Raw genomic sequence first — 16131 nt, 5'->3', positions numbered from 1 at the left:
GTTATCGAGCAGCTCGCCGCCTCTTGAATCAGTCGCGGTCGAGCAGGTGGAATCGGGGTAGCGAGAAGTGCCAGCGGATCGCTGCCAGGCGGATCGCCAGAACCACCAGCATGGCAATACCGGTATCCAGCCAATGCGGCGTTTCCAGCATGCGCAGCAGCACGAAGGTCACCGCGCCGGCCAGGCAGGCGGTGGCGTAGATCTCCTTTTTGAAGATCAGCGGGATCTCGTTGCAGATCACGTCACGCATCACCCCGCCAGCGACACCGGTCATGACCCCCATGATCACCGCCGTACTGGACGGCATCGCGTACTGCAGGGCGACTTCGGTACCGATCACGGTAAACACCGCCAGGCCGAAGGCATCGGCGATCAGCAGGCCCTTTTCGTGGATCGGCCGGGTCAGGCGTACCCAGATCACCGTGCCCACGGCAGCCAGCGAAGCGACCAGAATGTAGGTGTCGTTGCGAATCCAGCTGACCGGATGATTGTCGAGGATCACATCGCGCAGCGTACCGCCGCCGAGTGCGGTGATGATGGCGATTACCAGCACACCGAACAGATCCATGGACTTGCGCCCCGCCATCAGCGCGCCGGTGATGGCGAATACCGCCACCCCGAACAGATCCGCAAGGTAGAACAGCTGGCTCATCGACAAGTCAGTTCACCGGGGTACGCAGGGTGACGAATTCCTCGGCAGCGCTCGGGTGAACGCCGATGGTTTCGTCGAACACCTGCTTGGTCGCCCCTGCCTTGAGAGCGACCGCCAGGCCCTGAACGATCTCGCCGGCATCGGGGCCGACCATGTGGCAGCCCAGCACGCGATCGGTGTCGGCATCGACCACCAGCTTCATCAGCGTGCGCTCGTCGCTTTCGGTCAGGGTCAGTTTCATCGGCCGGAAGCGGCTTTCGAAGATCTTCACCTGGTGGCCGGCCTCCCGCGCCTGCTCCTCCGTCAGTCCGACCGTGCCGATGTTCGGCAGGCTGAACACCGCAGTCGGGATGTTCTGATAATCGACCTTGCGGTACTCCTCCGGCTTGAACAGACGACGCGCCACGGCCATGCCTTCGGCCAGGGCCACGGGCGTCAACTGCACGCGACCGATCACGTCACCGATGGCGAGGATCGATGGCGCCGTGGTCTGGTACTCGTCGTCGACCTTGATATAGCCCTTGTCATCCAGGCTGACGGTGGTGTTTTCCAGCCCCAGGTTCTCGAGCATCGGCCGGCGCCCGGTGGCGTAGAAGATGCAATCGGCCTGCAGGGTGCGGCCATCCTTCAGGGTGGCCTGCAGGCTGCCGTCGGCCTGCTTGTCGATCCGCGCGATATCGGTGTTGAACTGCACATCCAGGCCGCGCTTGGCGAGTTCTTCATGCAGGTGGGTGCGCAGGGAATTGTCGAAACCACGCAGGAACAGCTCACCGCGATACAACAGCGACGTCTGCGCGCCGAGGCCATTGAAGATCGAAGCGAATTCCACGGCGATATAGCCACCGCCGACCACCACTACGCGCTTGGGCAGCTCTTCCAGGAAGAACGCCTGGTTGGAGTTGATCGCATGCTCATGCCCAGGAATATCGGGGACATGCGGCCAGCCACCGGTGGCGATGAGGATGCGCTCGGCACTGTAGGTCTTGCCGTCGACTTCGACGCTGTGTTCGTCGAGCAGCCGCGCATGACCCTCGAGCAGGGTCACGCCGCTGCCGACCAACAGCTTGCGGTAGATGCCATTGAGGCGCTCGATTTCGCGGTTCTTGTTGGCGATCAGCGTCGGCCAGCTGAACCGGGCCTCACCGGGCGTCCAGCCAAAGCCCTGAGCCTGCTCGAAGTCATCGGCGAACTGTGCGCCGTACACCAGCAGTTTTTTCGGCACGCAACCCACGTTGACGCAGGTGCCGCCCAGATAACGGCTTTCAGCCACCGCCACACGTGCGCCGTAGCCCGCGGAGAAGCGCGCCGCGCGTACACCGCCGGAACCGGCACCGATTACAAACAGATCGAAATCGTAGGTCATCACAGCCTCCTGAACAGATGCAGAGCATACCGTAAACGAAGCGCCCTGCCCGCCTGGCACATGGTGCAAACTTATCCTCGATGCGGCCGGTCTAGTCTCGATAGAACAAGGAGCTGCGTATGCGCCCGATCCTCACACACCTGGCTCTGCACGTCCCCGATTTGCAGGCCTGTATCGATTTCTACGAAGGCTTCTGCGGCATGCACGTCATCCACCGCAGGCCCGGCAAGGGTTCGCAGATCGTGTGGATGGCCGAGCCAGGTCGCGAGAGCGAATTCATCTTCGTGATCATGCCCGGTGGCGAGCCGCGGCGCCTGGCGGCCAATGACTACAGCCACTTCGGCTTCGCCCTGCAAAGCCGCGAGGCAGTCGACGCCATCGCTGCCAAGGCCCAGGCGGCCGGCTGCCTGGTCTGGGCGCAGCGCGACGAGCCCTATCCGGTTGGCTACTACTGCGGTGTGCGGGATCCGGCAGGTCATTACATCGAGTTCAGCTACGGCCAGCCGCTGGGACCAGGGGCCAAACCGATCAGCGAAAGCTGAGCATGAAAAAACCGCCCGAGGGCGGTTTTTCTGTCAGCCAGTGCTGCCAGCGAGCGATCAGCCCCTGCCTGTCTTGTAGAGGTGCTCGTAGCAGAAGTTGGTGGCTTCGATATAGCCTTCTGCGCCACCGCAGTCGAAACGCTGGCCCTTGAATTTGTAGGCCAGCACGCAACCGTCCTGGGCCTGCTTCATCAGCGCGTCGGTGATCTGGATTTCACCACCCTTGCCCGGTTCGGTCTTCTCGATCAGTTCGAAGATGTCCGGCGTCAGGATGTAACGGCCGATGATCGCCAGGTTCGACGGCGCGTCTTCCGGCTTCGGCTTCTCGACCATGCTGTTAACACGGAAGATATCGTCGCGAATCGTCTCGCCGGCGATCACGCCGTACTTGTGGATCTCTTCCATCGGCACTTCCTGAACCGCCACGATCGAGCAGCGGAACTGGTTGTACAGCTTGACCATCTGGGTCAGCACGCTGTCGCCTTCGAGGTTCAGGCACAGGTCATCGGCCAGTACCACGGCGAACGGCTCGTCACCGATCAGCGGACGGCCGCTGAGGATGGCATGGCCCAGGCCCTTCATTTCCACCTGGCGGGTGTAGGAGAAGGTGCAGTTGTCGATCAGACGACGAATACCGACCAGGTACTTTTCCTTGTCGGTGTTGCGGATCTGCTCTTCCAGCTCGTAGCTGATATCGAAGTGGTCTTCCAGGGCGCGCTTGCCGCGGCCCGTCACCATGGCGATCTCGTTGAGGCCAGCCGACAGCGCTTCCTCCACACCGTACTGAATCAACGGCTTGTTCACGATCGGCAGCATTTCCTTGGGCATGGCCTTGGTTGCCGGGAGAAAACGAGTGCCGTAGCCAGCGGCGGGAAACAAGCATTTCTTGATCATGGAAGTCCCTGAATGAGAGAGGGTTATCGACGCCGAAGCAGTTTATCAGGACGCCCGCGGCTTACAACGGCAGGACGGTAATCACCTAAAACGTTTGCTCAGCCAGGCAGTCACAAACAGTGAAACCCACCGCAACGCGAGGTTCGCATGTCCATTGACAATGATTTGAAGAAAGAGGTTCTCACCCGCCTGCTGCACGCTCACCCTGCCGGCCTTGGCAAGGAGGTGCTGGATAATTTCCGCGGCGAACACGCGGTCGCCGATACGCTCAAGCACTTGCAGGACAGTGGGCTGATTCACGATGGTGCCGTCTCGGGCACTGCAGGTGAACTGTCCCTCAACTACCCCATCAAGCTCAGCTCATCAGGTGTCGAGACGGCCAAACAGCTCGACGCGTGATCCGTCGCTGGCCGATCACCACGTTCGATTGAGCTTTGCCAACAACGCCGTTTTCTCGTCCTGAGGAAACGGCGTTCTCGTCTCTGCCGCCATCCTCACCTCGACACGATCCACCCTCGCAAATGCTGTACACTCCCGCGCCGCGCTGAGCCGGGACAGGCATTGCAGAGCCCTCGCCTGCATCTGCAGCCCGCCAAGTACCGCTCTTGCCACCGCTCGCCGAAACCGGCGGGCCGATCACTCAACATTTTCCGGAACACGCCCGATGAAACACACCGCGACTTCCCTGCTGCTGGCGGGCAGCCTGCTGACTCCTGTGCAGACCATGGCAGACCTGCTGCTTTGGCAGGACAACAGCCTGACTTATCTCAACGGCACCGACTTCAAGATCGACCCGCCTCGCCAGCAGACGCTGACGTTCGAGCACGCCAGCGGCTGGAGCTTCGGTGACCTGTTCCTGTTCGTCGACGGCATCAAGTACAACACCGAGGCCACCAATGGCGCGGGCGACGGGCATACCTTCTACGGCGAGATCAGCCCGCGCCTGTCGTTCGGCAAGATCAGCGGCAGCGACCTGTCGTTCGGCCCGGTGAAGGATGTACTGCTGTCCGCCACCTACGAGTTCGGTGAAGACGACGTCGACGCCTACCTGCTGGGCCCGGCCATCGACCTGGCGATTCCCGGTTTCGACTACGTCCAACTCAACACCTACCTGCGCCGCCCCGATGGCAAGCGCGACGGCCGTAACGTCTGGCAGATAACCCCTGTATGGAGTTACACCGTGCCGGTCGGCAATTCCGACCTGGTGATCGACGGCTTCATCGACTGGGTGGTCGACAACGACGACAGCTACCACGCCAACCTGCACATCAACCCGCAGATCAAATACGACCTGGCCAAGGCCATGGGCTGGGGCAAGAAATTCTACGTGGGCGTCGAATACGACTACTGGAAGCACAAGTACGGCATCGACAACGACAGCCCGCTGGGCGACGAAGTGCTGGGCGGCACCAACCAGAGCGCCATCAGCCTACTGGTCAAGGCTCACTTCTAAGGGGGTTGCCGGTCTTGCCGTCGGTAAAATGGCGGCCAGGCTACGCACGCCCCATGGACGAGCCCGTGGCGTGAATGATCTGGAAGATAGGGAGGATCGCACGGAGGGATCGCAGCCTAGAGCTGCAGATGGTGCCCCGAGCCGGAATCGAACCGGCAAGACCTTGCGGTCGGCAGATTTTAAGTCTGCTGTGTTTACCAATTTCACCATCGGGGCGGCGAAATATGCGAGGGCTGGACTATATACACCCCCAGGCGGCGCTGCAAGGTTAAACGGCGCAATAAAAAGCCCCGTAAATCAGTGATCTACGAGGCTATTCAGTCGACCGCAGGCTGACCATGCAGTTGCGCTCGAATCGATACTGGCGTGCCGCAACCCGAAGCTGCGACCCGCTGGCGGCGATTTACTTGCTGCTACGACCGACCAGCAGGCCGATCAGCAGACCGAAGCCCGAGGCCACGGCGACGGACGTCCATGGATTGCTTTCGATGCGATCCTGAGCGTTACCGATGGTTTCACGACCCAGCTCGACGGCCTCGCGGCCCTTGTCGGTGATCGAACCCTTGGCTTCATTGAGCAGCGCGATCACTTTCTCACGAGCTTCGTGTGCCTTGTCACCAGAAAAGGACTCGGCATCGCCCAGCGCTTTGCTGGCCTGGTCGAGAAGTTTCTTCAATTCCTTGGCGCTTTCCTGTTGAAACTGATCCAGGCCGCTTTCCAGCGAAGTTTTACGAGCCATTAGCGAATACTCCATAAAGTGATTGACGCTATTTTGGAGGCACCGCCGGTCGCCAGAGTTCAGGTTTTTTGCCGATCGCCGCCATTGCGCACTCAGGAGTCCAGTTCGATGAGCCCGGTATGGGCGACATGGTCGCCGGCCATGCCGCGCACGCGAGCACGCAGATCGAAGGGCATGTCGTGCTTGAAAGTGACGGCATGGCCGATCAACTGGCCGTCCTCGTCGACCCGCTCACGCTCCTCCACCATCCAGGTTTCCAGCTCACCCTCGGTCAGCCCCAGCTCTTGCGCCAACAGCGAATGGAAGCGCTCGAGGTCGAGGCCATCGAATTTTCCACCGTCCATATCTTCATCCTCTTCACCAGTCAGTATTGCTAACTGAGGCTGCGGGATAGGGAGGCAGTTCACTCTGTCTGACCGCGAGCGCGGATGACGGCCTCAGGCCTCCTTGCGATCACTCCCTGAATTCAGCGTGCGCAGATCCTGACGCAGCTGCGCCACCAACTGGGATATCTGCCGCGAGGTAGAGAGTTCGGAACGGGATATGCCGGTGACATTCAGATAAACCTGCGATGTGACCGGATCCCGGATCTGGATGGTTACCGATTCACTACCATCGATGGAGCAGTTGCAGGCCAGCGGTAGAAACGCACATTCGACAATGTGGCGCTGCTCGAGAACGGACATCATCTTGGAAACTCCTTCCTCACGTTGATGACCCCTCAAGTCTAGTTCGCGCAAATAAACTGGCATGAGGCATTTCGTCCCGCCTGTCGGCTGGCCAGCATCGCCTATCGAAATCCGTCGTTGCCACCTGATTCAACCGTTGGTAAGCGACCCTGAACCTTGCCTCTGCGACACCCCTCACTATTGCGTTACCTCCATGCGGAGGTACATCCAGATGAGGTGTCACATGCACGCGTACAACAATGTTGAAGGTACCGAACGCCTGCTCTCACTAGCCGTAGGCGTGGTGGGTGCAGTCAGTGGTATCAGGCAGGGTGGAGTCGTCGGGCTGATCAAGATCGCGGCGTCGGCGCTGATCGCCCAGCGTGGCATCACCGGGCATTGCCAGCTCAAGGACTTTCTGAGCGCCGCTGAAACGGAAGGAGCGCCCTACGAGCGACACGCCCCCGCCGCTGACCGCGATGACGTGACTATCAGCCGCCAGGCGCAAGACAGGGAGGCGCAGATGGATAACGCGCTCGAGGAAACCTTCCCGGCCAGTGACCCTATCTCGCCGTAGGGCTACCGCCTACCGGTCATGTGGCCAGTACGATGAGCATGTTGGTAGGCGTCATTCTTGGCACCAGTTGCCGAACATCAGCTGGGGTTTCGACCTTGAAGAACACCTTGTAGCCACTGCCGTCCGGATAGGGCCGGGAGTGCGTGACCCAGGTGGAGACCACACTTTCGGCCAGGCCGGTATCGGTAGCGATTTTCGGAAAGGGAATACTTCGTGCATTCATGTCGAGCTCCTTCTCGTTGATTCGGATAGCGCTGCGCTACCTTGCCGGTTTTCCTTACCGGATGCCCAACCAGGTTGGCATGCAATATCACTATGCCATAATTCGAAGCGTTCGATCACCTAGCACCGGAGCGAAATAGTTGTCGCAGAACAAGAGCGCGAATGCACCCTGCTCAATCTCCCCCGCCGCCGCCGTCGCCACCACCGCCAGCATCCGCCGAAACATCGTTGTCGGTAATCATGGTGCCGCCCGAGCCGCCACTGGAGCTACTGGAATCGCGTTCGGCCTTGCGCTTCTTCGCGGCAGGCCTGAAGTAGGCATAGAGCACGCTGATGGCGAGCACGGCCAGCACCACAAGATAAATCCAGTCAATTGCGCTGAGCATCCTCACCTCCATCCATTGATGACTGACCTGATGTTACGCCATTCGCTTTTCCGGCGTGACACGGCCCACAGCAACATGAATAAACAGCCGATCGTCCAGGGATATGAACTATTGTGCTGCATGGCATCAAATAGCTATTACCACCCAACATGGAGCAGCCTACCGTGACCAAACCAGTATTCAACGCTCGCACCGCTGACAAGTTCGTGGTTCGTTTGCCGGACGGAATGCGCAAGCGCATCGAAGACCTGGCCAATGAGAATTACACCAGCATGAACACCGAGATCATCCGGGCTATCGAGGCACACCTCGAAGGCCAGGCACGCCAGTCCCTGCTGATCGACGCCCTGGAAGCGAAGCTCAAGAGCGAACTGCAAACTGCAGCCAAGCCCGGCAAGAAGGTTCAGGAGCCCAATATCGATTACCTCGACGGCCTCAAGACGGGTACTCGCTGATCCAGTCAGCCTGGCTTCCCGTCGTATAGAGACCCGGCCCCGCCCACGCGGGGCTTGAGCCGGGGCAGCGCCCGCCTCGCCTGAGCGTCAAAACCATTTCAGATATTGGCTGTGGCGAACTGCAGCCACACCGAGAACGCGCCCAGAATCCCCCAGAAGCCGCTGAACAGCCAGGGCGAGCGCAGCGAGAACAATAGCGACTTGCGATAGCGCTCTTCACACGCCTCGGTTTCGCAAAACAACGGTGAGTCGTCATAGGCGTGCCCGAACCGCGGTTCGCTGCGCAACAGCGTGTCCTGCTTGAACTGCCAGTGCCCGATGATAGCCGCCGAGGCCCTGATGCCAGGCCATGCGCTCAGCGAACTGACGATGCCCAGCAAGGCCAGCAGAGCCGGAATGATCAGGGTGAACAGATCGCCCCAGGTCTCATTGGTATTGGCCATCGATGACGCGTAGGCAATCACCAGAAACGACTGCGCACCCAGGTAGGCGTTGGTGCGGCTCGATAGCTGGCCAGTTTCGTAATGAATTTCCCGGCGGTAGAAGTCCAGACGCTCTTTCGGCGTGCCGAACATCATGGAGTCGCTGGCGGACGTTTCCGCTTCGGGTGCATCGGGTATGGCGATCAGGGAGGACACAAGGGTTACCGCGGCAATGAATACACTCCTTGGAAAGCCGCAGTGGGTAGCCGTTCACATTGATCGTCCCAGGCAGATGCGCTCGAAGCGCCGGAGCGCCCCGAGTCGCATTGCGGCCGGGGCGCAGCGCTTACCACTGCCCCGATAACAGGCAGGTCAGCGCCTGGATACCGCTGAATTGGTACCACGGATCCGGGTCACTGCAACCATTCTGCAACAGCGCCACCTCCATATGCTTGGCGTCTTCAGGACGACTCGCACTGGCGAACGGAGTCTGCACCGCAGGCTTGGCCGGCACACTTTCCAGCGCAACCTTGGCGGGCATGACGATCGGTGCCGCGCTCGCACTGGCCTGTGCGGTAACGGCAGTCATGGCGGTCAGAGTGACAATGGCGCTGAAGCCCAGCGCTCGGTAAAGGCTTTTCATGATGGAGTCCTTTGCGTCCGAGGGATATGCCGCACGCACCACGGCGGCAGATCCATACTGGCGGCAGGCACACATCGCAGCCATAACGCAGGTGTTCTAATAGCGCATTGCCGCGCCGATCCCAAAACAGCGCTTCAGCGCCAAGGCAGTAATCGGCGATCATTGACGGCTCATGGCCGCTCGATGACGAGCAGCATTGGAATCGGCCTCCCACCAGCGCCGACAGCGATGGCGGTTCTTCATGGGGCGATAGCGGGTAAACGGACGGGAAAAAGGCACTATGGGACAGCGTCAAACGCAGATATTGAAACAAGACCTCAAGGCAGTGGCAGAAGACCTGAAATGGGCATCTGTCGACCTGGTCAAAATTGCCGAACGCCTCAGAGGCACCGAGAACGAAGCGGACGCCTGGGCCATTCTTCGCATGGTCGGCGTACTGATCAATGGCGAGGATCGGCTCAACAAATATGCAGGCGAGGTGAAGTCCGGGCGGATCGTCAGAACCAAGGGATGATGAATCGCACCGAAGCCGCGATTGGGACGGCGTGCTGATTTACAGCACCCCGCCCACAGAAGCGTGAAAGCGCCCCTATAAGGGAAGCCGGCACGGCGCGAAGAGACGGCTGCATCGGTCGCCCATGCCGTGGCGTCACCTCGCCAGCGTGGCTTCATGTCCCGGGTTTTCAGATCGATCTCGAAGAACTTCCATTTCCGCCCAAAAGCTTCGGAAATCGCCATCAAATCGCAGGCAAAGAAAAAGCCCCGTAGTCAGTGACTACGGGGCTTTCCGTTTGGAGGCTGAGGTCGGAATCGAACCGGCGTTCACGGATTTGCAATCCGGTGCATAACCACTCTGCTACTCAGCCTTTAAACCGAACGGGCCGTACTTGACGGCCCGTTTAAATTGGAGCGGGAAACGAGACTCGAACTCGCGACCCCGACCTTGGCAAGGTCGTGCTCTACCAACTGAGCTATTCCCGCTTGTCTTGTCGACGGGCGCCATTCTATAGCTTCGTAACGCCCAGTCAAGCCTTTGATTCAAAAAAGTTATTTCTTTTCAGCGGTCACGCTGAGGTGCGGCCAGGCGGCCAGCAGGTATTGCACCATCGACCACAGGGTCAGCACGGCAGCGACGATCAGCAATACGTAACCGATCAGCACCCAGAAGCCGAACAGCGGCGGATTGCCGAGCAGGATCACCAGCGCCACCATCTGCGCAGCGGTCTTCCACTTACCCAGGTTGGAGACGGCGACATGCGCCCTCGCCCCCAGCTCGGCCATCCACTCGCGCAACGCGGACACGACGATCTCGCGGCCAATGATGATGGTCGCCGGGACGGTCAGCCACAGGTTGGCATGTTCGGCGACCAGCAACACCAGGGCGGTGGCGACCATCAGCTTGTCGGCAACAGGGTCGAGGAAGGCGCCGAACGGCGTGCTCTGCTCCCAGCGACGTGCCAGGTAGCCATCGAGCCAGTCGGTGACGGCGGCAAAGGCGAAAACCGCGCTGGCAGCCCAGTAGCTCCACGAAAATGGCATGTAGAACAACAGGATGAAGATCGGGATCAGCAGAACGCGGAGCACCGTTAGGAGGTTGGGGATATTCATCGGCTCGACTGGGCGGTTAAGTGAGGCGGCATTCTACTCGCTGTGCAGGGCTGCATAAATCAACCCAGCGAGCTTTTTACTGATACCGGGCGCTTTGGCGATTTCTTCCGCACTGGCACGGGACAATTCTTGCAGACCACCAAAGTGGTTGAGCAGTTCACGGCGGCGCTTTGGCCCGACGCCTGCCACCTCTTCCAGGCTCGACGTGCGGCGTGTCTTGCCGCGCCGGGCACGGTGCCCGGTGATGGCGAAACGGTGCGATTCATCGCGGATCTGCTGGATCAGGTGCAGGGCCGGCGAATTGCCCGGCAACGTGAACTCGTGGGCGGCGTCGTTCAGGTACAGGGTTTCCAGGCCTGGCTTACGCGTCGTGCCCTTGGCCACACCGAGCAGAATGAGCTCCGGAACTTCGAGGGTGGTCAGCACTTCGCGGGCCATGGCCAGCTGGCCCTTGCCGCCGTCGACCAGCAGAATGTCCGGCAGCTTGCCTTCGTTCTGCTTGATCTTGCTGAAGCGGCGGGTCAGCGCCTGGTGCATGGCAGCGTAATCGTCACCACCGGTCACGCCTTCGATGTTGTAGCGCCGGTAGTCCGACTTGATCGGGCCTTCGGGGCCGAAGACCACGCAGGAGGCCACGGTCGCCTCGCCGCTGGAATGGCTGATATCGAAGCACTCCAGGCGCTGCGGTACTTCGTCCATGTCCAGGGCTTCGGCCAGGGCATCGAAGCGCCCTGCCATATGGGCACGGTTGGCCAATCTGGCTCCCAGCGCCTGCTCGGCGTTGGTCACCGCCAGTGCCTGCCAGCGCGCTCGGGTACCGCGGACGCGGTAGCTGATGCCCAGCTCACGCCCACGCAGCTCCTGAATGGCGGCGATCAGCACGGGATAGTCTTCGTGGGGCGCGTTGACGATCAGCTCGGTGGGCAAATCGCGCTCCTGAGTACCCAGGTAGTACTGACCGAGAAACGCCACGAGCACGTCCTGGGTCTCTTCTTCGATGGCCACCTGGGGGAAGAAATTCTTGCTGCCCAGCACGCGCCCGCCGCGCACGCTGATCAGGTGCACGCAGGCGCCGCCGGGGTTGACCATGGCCGCGATGACATCGACGTCGCCGGTGCCGCCTTCCATGCTCTGCTGGTCCTGCACGCGGCGCAGCAGTGCCATCTGATCACGCAGCTCGGCAGCCTTCTCGAAATCCAGTGTCATCGAAGCCTGCTGCATGTTGGTGGACAGCTCGGCATTCAAGGCGTTGCTGCGCCCCTCCAGGAACATCACCGAGTGCCGTACATCCTCGGCGTACTCGGCCGGCTCGACGAGGCCAACGCAAGGCGCCTTGCAGCGCTTGATCTGATACTGCAGGCACGGCCGGGTGCGGTTCCTGTAGTAGCTGTCTTCGCACTGCCGTACCAGAAAGGCCTTCTGCAGCAGCGCCAGGCTTTCACGGATCGCGCCAGCGCTCGGATACGGCCCGAAATAGCGGCCCTTGCGGTTCTTGGCCCCGCGATGAATGTCCAGACGCGGGTAGTCGCCATCCGACAGGAAAACGTACGGATAGGATTTGTCGTCACGCAGCAGGATGTTGTACGGCGGCCGCCACTCCTTGATCAGCGTCTGCTCGAGCAGCAGCGCCTCGGTCTCGTTGGCGGTGATGGTGGTTTCCACCTGGGCGATCTTGCCGACCAGCGCGGAGGTCTTGGTCGCCAACCCGGTCTTGCGAAAGTAGCTGGCAAGACGCTTCTTCAGGTTCTTGGCTTTACCGACGTAGAGCAGATTCGAGCTCGCGTCGAACATGCGGTACACGCCTGGACGACCGCTGCAGGTGGCGAGAAAGGCACTGGCATCGAACACGGGAGTGGCTTCAGCTGGTGGCATCGACCATGCCGTGACGCACTGCAAGCAACGCCAGCTCCACATCGCTGGTGATCGCCAGCTTCTCGAAAATTCGATAACGGTAGGTGTTCACCGTCTTAGGCGACAGGCAGAGCTTGTCTGAGATGCTCTGCACCTTCTGGCAACCGGCGATCATCAGAGCGATCTGGATCTCGCGTTCGGAGAGCAGATCGAACGGCGAATTGCTGCTCTGCGGCTGGAACGACTTGAGGGCCAGTTGCTGGGCGATCTGCGGGCTGATGAAGCGCTGCCCACTGAACACCATGCGAATGGCCTGCACCATTTCTTCCAGCGCGGCGCCTTTGGTCAGATAACCGGCCGCACCGGCCTGCAGGAGACGGGTCGGGAACGGATCCTCTTCGCACACGGTGACGGCCACGACCTTGAGGTCGGGGTGGCTGCGAATCAGCTTGCGGGTCGCTTCCAGGCCGCCGATGCCTGGCATCTTCACGTCCATCAGAACGACATCGGGCTTCAGTTCACGGACCTTCTTCAGCGATTCTTCGCCGGAGCTGGCCTGGCCAATGACCTGCAGGCCTTCTATATCGGCCAGCATGCGTGAAATGCCCGTGCGAACGAGGTCATGATCATCGACAACCAATACCTTAATCAAACGAACACCTCGTACCTGCGCGAGCGCCGCACAGCGACTACCTGAGAGAAATGCACCATAACAAAAAACCTGACGCCTGAGTTAGCTCTGCACGTCAATTCACCAGCGCCAATTATAAGTTGATGGCGCAGCAGCCTCATCTGCCGGCTAGCGTGACCGGGGAATGACAGCAATGCCCGCGAATAGCGCTCGCCCAAATAAGCAGCAAACGCCCCGCTGAACGCCCTGCGCCTAGGCATCATCATCCACCTGCCGGCAGCCGGAATAAATACGCACGGATGTCACAGCCCTGGTGGCGGCAGGCTTCGCCTCACGCACCGCAGCGCCAGGCATCAGCGTCATCGACCTGTAATCGCCAGGGCGGACACTCACGCAGTGCCAGAGCGAATAATTTAAGCGGAACGCCAACCACGCGGCACCGCTCTCAAATTACAGACCGTGAAACATACCGAGGGGAAATCGCATGGACATGCTCATCAAGCAACTCAAGACCGTAACCGCTGGCCGTTACCACATCATCACGGAAACCTCCTCGGAGGGTCTGCAGGTCGACTGCCTCGATCTGCAATGCAACCTCGTGGCCACGCGCCGGCTGTCTGCCGCGCAGATGCAGAACAAGATCCTGATGACCGCCGTCTACGCGGACCTGAAAGGCTCTCTGGGCTACTGACAGCTGATTGGCAACGGTTCTGCCGAGTGGAAAAACCAATTGCCATGCGCTGCCCCTGTGATGCGGCCTCACGCAAGTGACTGGCCGCACCTGCATAGATGAGCGGCTCAAGCCATTGCACGGATGGCGGCGCGTCCTTCTCATCCCTCTCAATCAACACCCCTCGCAAAACGACAAGGCAGAGTGACATTTGTCGATCTCGCCATTACTGTATGCACATACAGCAATAAAGGCGAGTACTCATGGCAAAAGGCACCTCATCAGCTGCAGCGACACCCTCCTCCTACGAATTGCTTGGCGCCCGGGTTTCGCGGGCCATCAATTCACCGGCCGCGCAAAAATCCCGGACAGCCGTACTGCTCCATGCAGAGGGTGACAGCCCCGATGACTGGGCGCGCATCCTGGAAGAAATCGGCGAGAACGATAACGTCACGATCGCCCACCGGGACGACGGTTACCAGCTGTTCTGGACGGTCCCAAAAGATGACTGACCGGTCGCAAAAATAGCCTGAACAAAGGCGACAAGACTCATTCTATTTTGATCATGCCCTGATAGCACGATGCCTCGACAGGTCGCGCATCAGGCATGCATCCCCATTCGCTAGATGAGCCTCGCCATGATCTGGATCGCAATCGCCATAACCGTATCGCTGGTATCTCTGCTCGGTGCAGGTGCCTACACCCTGCTGCAGATTCTTGGCGAGTTCAGCCAGAACTGACTCCAGGCACCGCGATACCACCTCGCGACTGCATCGACATCGAGACGACCGGACAGCCGGCATACACCCGCCAGCCGATGCGCCGGTGCCCTCGCCCGCGACATATTCGAGCTCGCAGGCGTCACTCCGATGAATACCTGATACCCCCCCTCGCACTGTGGGGGGAATGGCACTAACCTAGCCGGCGATATCCCCCTTCCCGCATCAGTAGAAGCTCATGTCAGAAAACTCGCTCAGCATAAGCCTGCTGCTGCCCGCCGGTACTTCTCTGGCAAGCAAGCTCAGCCACGAACTCATTGAGCATCTACCGGTAGGCGTTTATCTCTGCAATTCAGCGGGCGTGGTGGTGGCATACAACCACAAGGCCGCGGAAATCTGGGGCGAGGCTCCCAAGCTGGGCGATAGCCAGATCAAATTCTGCGGGGCACACAAGCTGCTCACCCCCGAAGGCGTGCACATCCCCCATGAACTCACGCCGCTGGCGGATATTCTCGTCACCCAGAAAGCCGTGACCAACTTCCGCACCATCGTCGAACGCCGCGATGGCACCCGTGTGCCGGTGCTGGCCAATATCGTCCCGTTGTTCGATGAGAACGGCACCATGCTGGGCTTCATGAACAGCGTGCAGGACCTTCGCCAGCAGGTCGCCCAGGAGCTCAACCAGCAGCATCTGGAGAGCGCCCTGTTCCAGTCGCAGAAAATGGAAGTGGTCGGCCAGATCACCAGCGGCCTCGCCCACGACTTCAACAACCAGCTGGCCAGCATGTCCATGGCCCTATCACTGATGGAGAAAGATGTAGAGACCGCTGGCTCCAGTCGCCTGAGCAAGTATTACGATCTCTGCAAGGAGGCGGTGGATCGAGCCACCTCGCTGGCCGACAACCTGCTGCGCTTCTCTCGCAAGCGCGCCAAGAAACTGGAGCGCATCGACCCCAACCAGGTACTGCTGGGCATGGCTTCGCTGATCCGCACCGCGGTCGGCAGCAAGGTCGTGATCAACCTCAGCCTGGCGCCAGACGCACGCTTTCTGAAGGCCAACAAACAGCAATTGGAAAGCGCCATCCTCAACCTGGCCATCAACGCCCGGGATGCCATGCCAGACGGCGGCACCCTGACCCTAAGCACCCACGATGCCAACCTCGACCGCACCAACTTCACCCATCACAACTCCAACTTCCAACCGGGAAGCTACGTGGTGATCAGCGTAGTCGACGAAGGCTGCGGCATGGCGCCCGAGGTGCTGGACAAAGTCTTCGCGCCCTTCTTCACCACCAAGGCAGACGGCAAGGGCACCGGCCTGGGACTCTCCATGGTGCGCGGCTTCGTCAATGAAATGAACGGCCAGCTCACTGTAGAAAGCGAACCAGGCCGCGGCAGCTGCTTCCGCCTGCACTTCCCCAGCTATGGAACCGAGCACTCCATGGCCATCGATGGGGCTGAGGAGTAAGCGGACAGGAGAGATACGGTTCGCCTATGCCCTAGCGACCGCTTGATCCATATGAGTGACTGGCTCCACTCGGTCGCAGACAAGAACGGGCAACAGACTCGAGCGGTTCAACCCATCAGGTTCGGCGCTGGAAACTATGCGGTTAAAAAGCAGAGTGGGTGGCTTTGG

At 60.3% G+C, this 16131-nt stretch carries 22 protein-coding genes and 3 tRNA genes; 9 read left to right on the top strand and 16 right to left on the bottom strand.

Annotation, left to right across the window (positions count from 1 at the left end):
- Positions 1–28 precede the first annotated feature (28 nt).
- Together FHR27_RS06510 and gorA are read right to left on the bottom strand one after the other, a co-directional pair.
- Positions 29–652, bottom strand: a complete 624-nt coding sequence (locus tag FHR27_RS06510) for a trimeric intracellular cation channel family protein (protein WP_179538110.1) — start codon at positions 650–652, stop codon at positions 29–31.
- 7 nt (positions 653–659) lie between these two features.
- Positions 660–2015 (bottom strand): glutathione-disulfide reductase, encoded by a 1356-nt coding sequence (gorA, locus tag FHR27_RS06505; RefSeq protein WP_179538109.1) that lies wholly within the window; start codon positions 2013–2015, stop codon positions 660–662.
- 119 nt (positions 2016–2134) lie between these two features.
- Between gorA and FHR27_RS06500 the strand changes: the two genes are divergently transcribed.
- A complete protein-coding gene (locus tag FHR27_RS06500) occupies positions 2135–2557 on the top strand; it encodes a VOC family protein (protein WP_179538108.1) in 423 nt (140 codons plus the stop codon).
- 57 nt (positions 2558–2614) lie between these two features.
- Here the strand turns inward: FHR27_RS06500 and galU are convergent, their stop codons facing one another.
- Positions 2615–3451, bottom strand: a complete 837-nt coding sequence (gene galU, locus FHR27_RS06495) for a UTP--glucose-1-phosphate uridylyltransferase GalU (protein ID WP_042554595.1) — start codon at positions 3449–3451, stop codon at positions 2615–2617.
- A gap of 147 nt (positions 3452–3598) precedes the next feature.
- Here galU and FHR27_RS06490 point away from each other — a divergent pair, with 147 nt between their 5' ends.
- On the top strand, positions 3599–3850 hold the full coding sequence (locus FHR27_RS06490) for a hypothetical protein (protein ID WP_042554594.1): 252 nt from the start codon (positions 3599–3601) through the stop codon (positions 3848–3850).
- A 265-nt stretch (positions 3851–4115) separates the two neighbouring features.
- Positions 4116–4904 (top strand): outer membrane protein OmpK, encoded by a 789-nt coding sequence (locus tag FHR27_RS06485; protein ID WP_179538107.1) that lies wholly within the window; start codon positions 4116–4118, stop codon positions 4902–4904.
- Positions 4905–5033: 129 nt separating this feature from the next.
- Here the strand turns inward: FHR27_RS06485 and FHR27_RS06480 are convergent.
- From FHR27_RS06480 to FHR27_RS06465, 4 genes are all read right to left on the bottom strand, one after another.
- Positions 5034–5120 (bottom strand) — tRNA-Leu (locus FHR27_RS06480).
- Positions 5121–5307: 187 nt separating this feature from the next.
- The gene (locus FHR27_RS06475; RefSeq protein WP_042554592.1) at positions 5308–5643 is read right to left on the bottom strand and encodes a DUF883 family protein; all 336 of its coding nucleotides are present in this window, start codon (positions 5641–5643) and stop codon (positions 5308–5310) included.
- Between the two features lie 92 nt (positions 5644–5735).
- On the bottom strand, positions 5736–5987 hold the full coding sequence (locus FHR27_RS06470; protein WP_179538106.1) for a hypothetical protein: 252 nt from the start codon (positions 5985–5987) through the stop codon (positions 5736–5738).
- Positions 5988–6080: 93 nt separating this feature from the next.
- Positions 6081–6332, bottom strand: a complete 252-nt coding sequence (locus FHR27_RS06465) for a DUF1652 domain-containing protein (RefSeq protein WP_042554590.1) — start codon at positions 6330–6332, stop codon at positions 6081–6083.
- A 223-nt stretch (positions 6333–6555) separates the two neighbouring features.
- Between FHR27_RS06465 and FHR27_RS06460 the strand changes: the two genes are divergently transcribed.
- Positions 6556–6888, top strand: a complete 333-nt coding sequence (locus tag FHR27_RS06460) for a YgaP family membrane protein (protein WP_179538105.1) — start codon at positions 6556–6558, stop codon at positions 6886–6888.
- Between the two features lie 16 nt (positions 6889–6904).
- Here FHR27_RS06460 and FHR27_RS06455 read toward each other — a convergent pair whose 3' ends face one another.
- On the bottom strand, positions 6905–7111 hold the full coding sequence (locus FHR27_RS06455) for a hypothetical protein (RefSeq protein WP_042554589.1): 207 nt from the start codon (positions 7109–7111) through the stop codon (positions 6905–6907).
- Positions 7112–7283: 172 nt separating this feature from the next.
- A complete protein-coding gene (locus FHR27_RS06450) occupies positions 7284–7496 on the bottom strand; it encodes a hypothetical protein (protein WP_042554588.1) in 213 nt (70 codons plus the stop codon).
- A gap of 164 nt (positions 7497–7660) precedes the next feature.
- Between FHR27_RS06450 and FHR27_RS06445 the strand changes: the two genes are divergently transcribed.
- On the top strand, positions 7661–7951 hold the full coding sequence (locus FHR27_RS06445; RefSeq protein WP_264650082.1) for an Arc family DNA-binding protein: 291 nt from the start codon (positions 7661–7663) through the stop codon (positions 7949–7951).
- 98 nt (positions 7952–8049) lie between these two features.
- On the opposite strand, the gene FHR27_RS06440 is transcribed toward FHR27_RS06445, so the two are convergent.
- Complete coding sequence (locus FHR27_RS06440; protein ID WP_042554637.1) at positions 8050–8529, bottom strand: hypothetical protein; 480 nt, start codon at positions 8527–8529, stop codon at positions 8050–8052.
- Positions 8530–8719: 190 nt separating this feature from the next.
- Positions 8720–9016 (bottom strand): hypothetical protein, encoded by a 297-nt coding sequence (locus FHR27_RS06435; RefSeq protein WP_179538103.1) that lies wholly within the window; start codon positions 9014–9016, stop codon positions 8720–8722.
- Positions 9017–9296: 280 nt separating this feature from the next.
- Between FHR27_RS06435 and FHR27_RS06430 the strand changes: the two genes are divergently transcribed.
- Positions 9297–9530, top strand: a complete 234-nt coding sequence (locus FHR27_RS06430; protein ID WP_179538102.1) for a hypothetical protein — start codon at positions 9297–9299, stop codon at positions 9528–9530.
- 278 nt (positions 9531–9808) lie between these two features.
- On the opposite strand, the gene FHR27_RS06425 is transcribed toward FHR27_RS06430, so the two are convergent.
- The 5 genes from FHR27_RS06425 to gacA all read right to left on the bottom strand — a co-directional run bounded on the left by FHR27_RS06425 (position 9809) and on the right by gacA (position 13127).
- A tRNA-Cys gene (locus tag FHR27_RS06425) sits at positions 9809–9882 on the bottom strand.
- Positions 9883–9921: 39 nt separating this feature from the next.
- Positions 9922–9997: transfer RNA gene (locus FHR27_RS06420), tRNA-Gly, on the bottom strand.
- Between the two features lie 66 nt (positions 9998–10063).
- On the bottom strand, positions 10064–10624 hold the full coding sequence (gene pgsA, locus FHR27_RS06415) for a CDP-diacylglycerol--glycerol-3-phosphate 3-phosphatidyltransferase (RefSeq protein WP_042554585.1): 561 nt from the start codon (positions 10622–10624) through the stop codon (positions 10064–10066).
- A 33-nt stretch (positions 10625–10657) separates the two neighbouring features.
- Positions 10658–12496, bottom strand: a complete 1839-nt coding sequence (gene uvrC, locus FHR27_RS06410; protein WP_042554584.1) for an excinuclease ABC subunit UvrC — start codon at positions 12494–12496, stop codon at positions 10658–10660.
- A complete protein-coding gene (gene gacA, locus FHR27_RS06405; RefSeq protein ID WP_042554583.1) occupies positions 12483–13127 on the bottom strand; it encodes a response regulator transcription factor GacA in 645 nt (214 codons plus the stop codon). Before gacA ends, uvrC begins: the two co-directional genes overlap by 14 nt.
- Positions 13128–13590: 463 nt before the next feature.
- On the opposite strand from gacA, the gene FHR27_RS06400 reads away from it, so the two are divergent.
- The 3 genes from FHR27_RS06400 to FHR27_RS06390 all read left to right on the top strand — a co-directional run bounded on the left by FHR27_RS06400 (position 13591) and on the right by FHR27_RS06390 (position 15963).
- Positions 13591–13797, top strand: a complete 207-nt coding sequence (locus FHR27_RS06400; RefSeq protein ID WP_042554582.1) for a hypothetical protein — start codon at positions 13591–13593, stop codon at positions 13795–13797.
- A gap of 242 nt (positions 13798–14039) precedes the next feature.
- The gene (locus FHR27_RS06395; protein ID WP_179538101.1) at positions 14040–14288 is read left to right on the top strand and encodes a DUF1654 domain-containing protein; all 249 of its coding nucleotides are present in this window, start codon (positions 14040–14042) and stop codon (positions 14286–14288) included.
- Between the two features lie 445 nt (positions 14289–14733).
- The gene (locus FHR27_RS06390; RefSeq protein ID WP_179538100.1) at positions 14734–15963 is read left to right on the top strand and encodes a two-component system sensor histidine kinase NtrB; all 1230 of its coding nucleotides are present in this window, start codon (positions 14734–14736) and stop codon (positions 15961–15963) included.
- The last annotated feature ends 168 nt before the right edge of the window (positions 15964–16131 follow it).

Source organism: Pseudomonas flavescens, from assembly GCF_013408425.1.
GTDB lineage: Bacteria > Pseudomonadota > Gammaproteobacteria > Pseudomonadales > Pseudomonadaceae > Aquipseudomonas > Aquipseudomonas fulva_A.
Note: the sequence above shows the minus strand (reverse complement) of the source record. Positions and strands in the feature narration are given on the sequence as shown.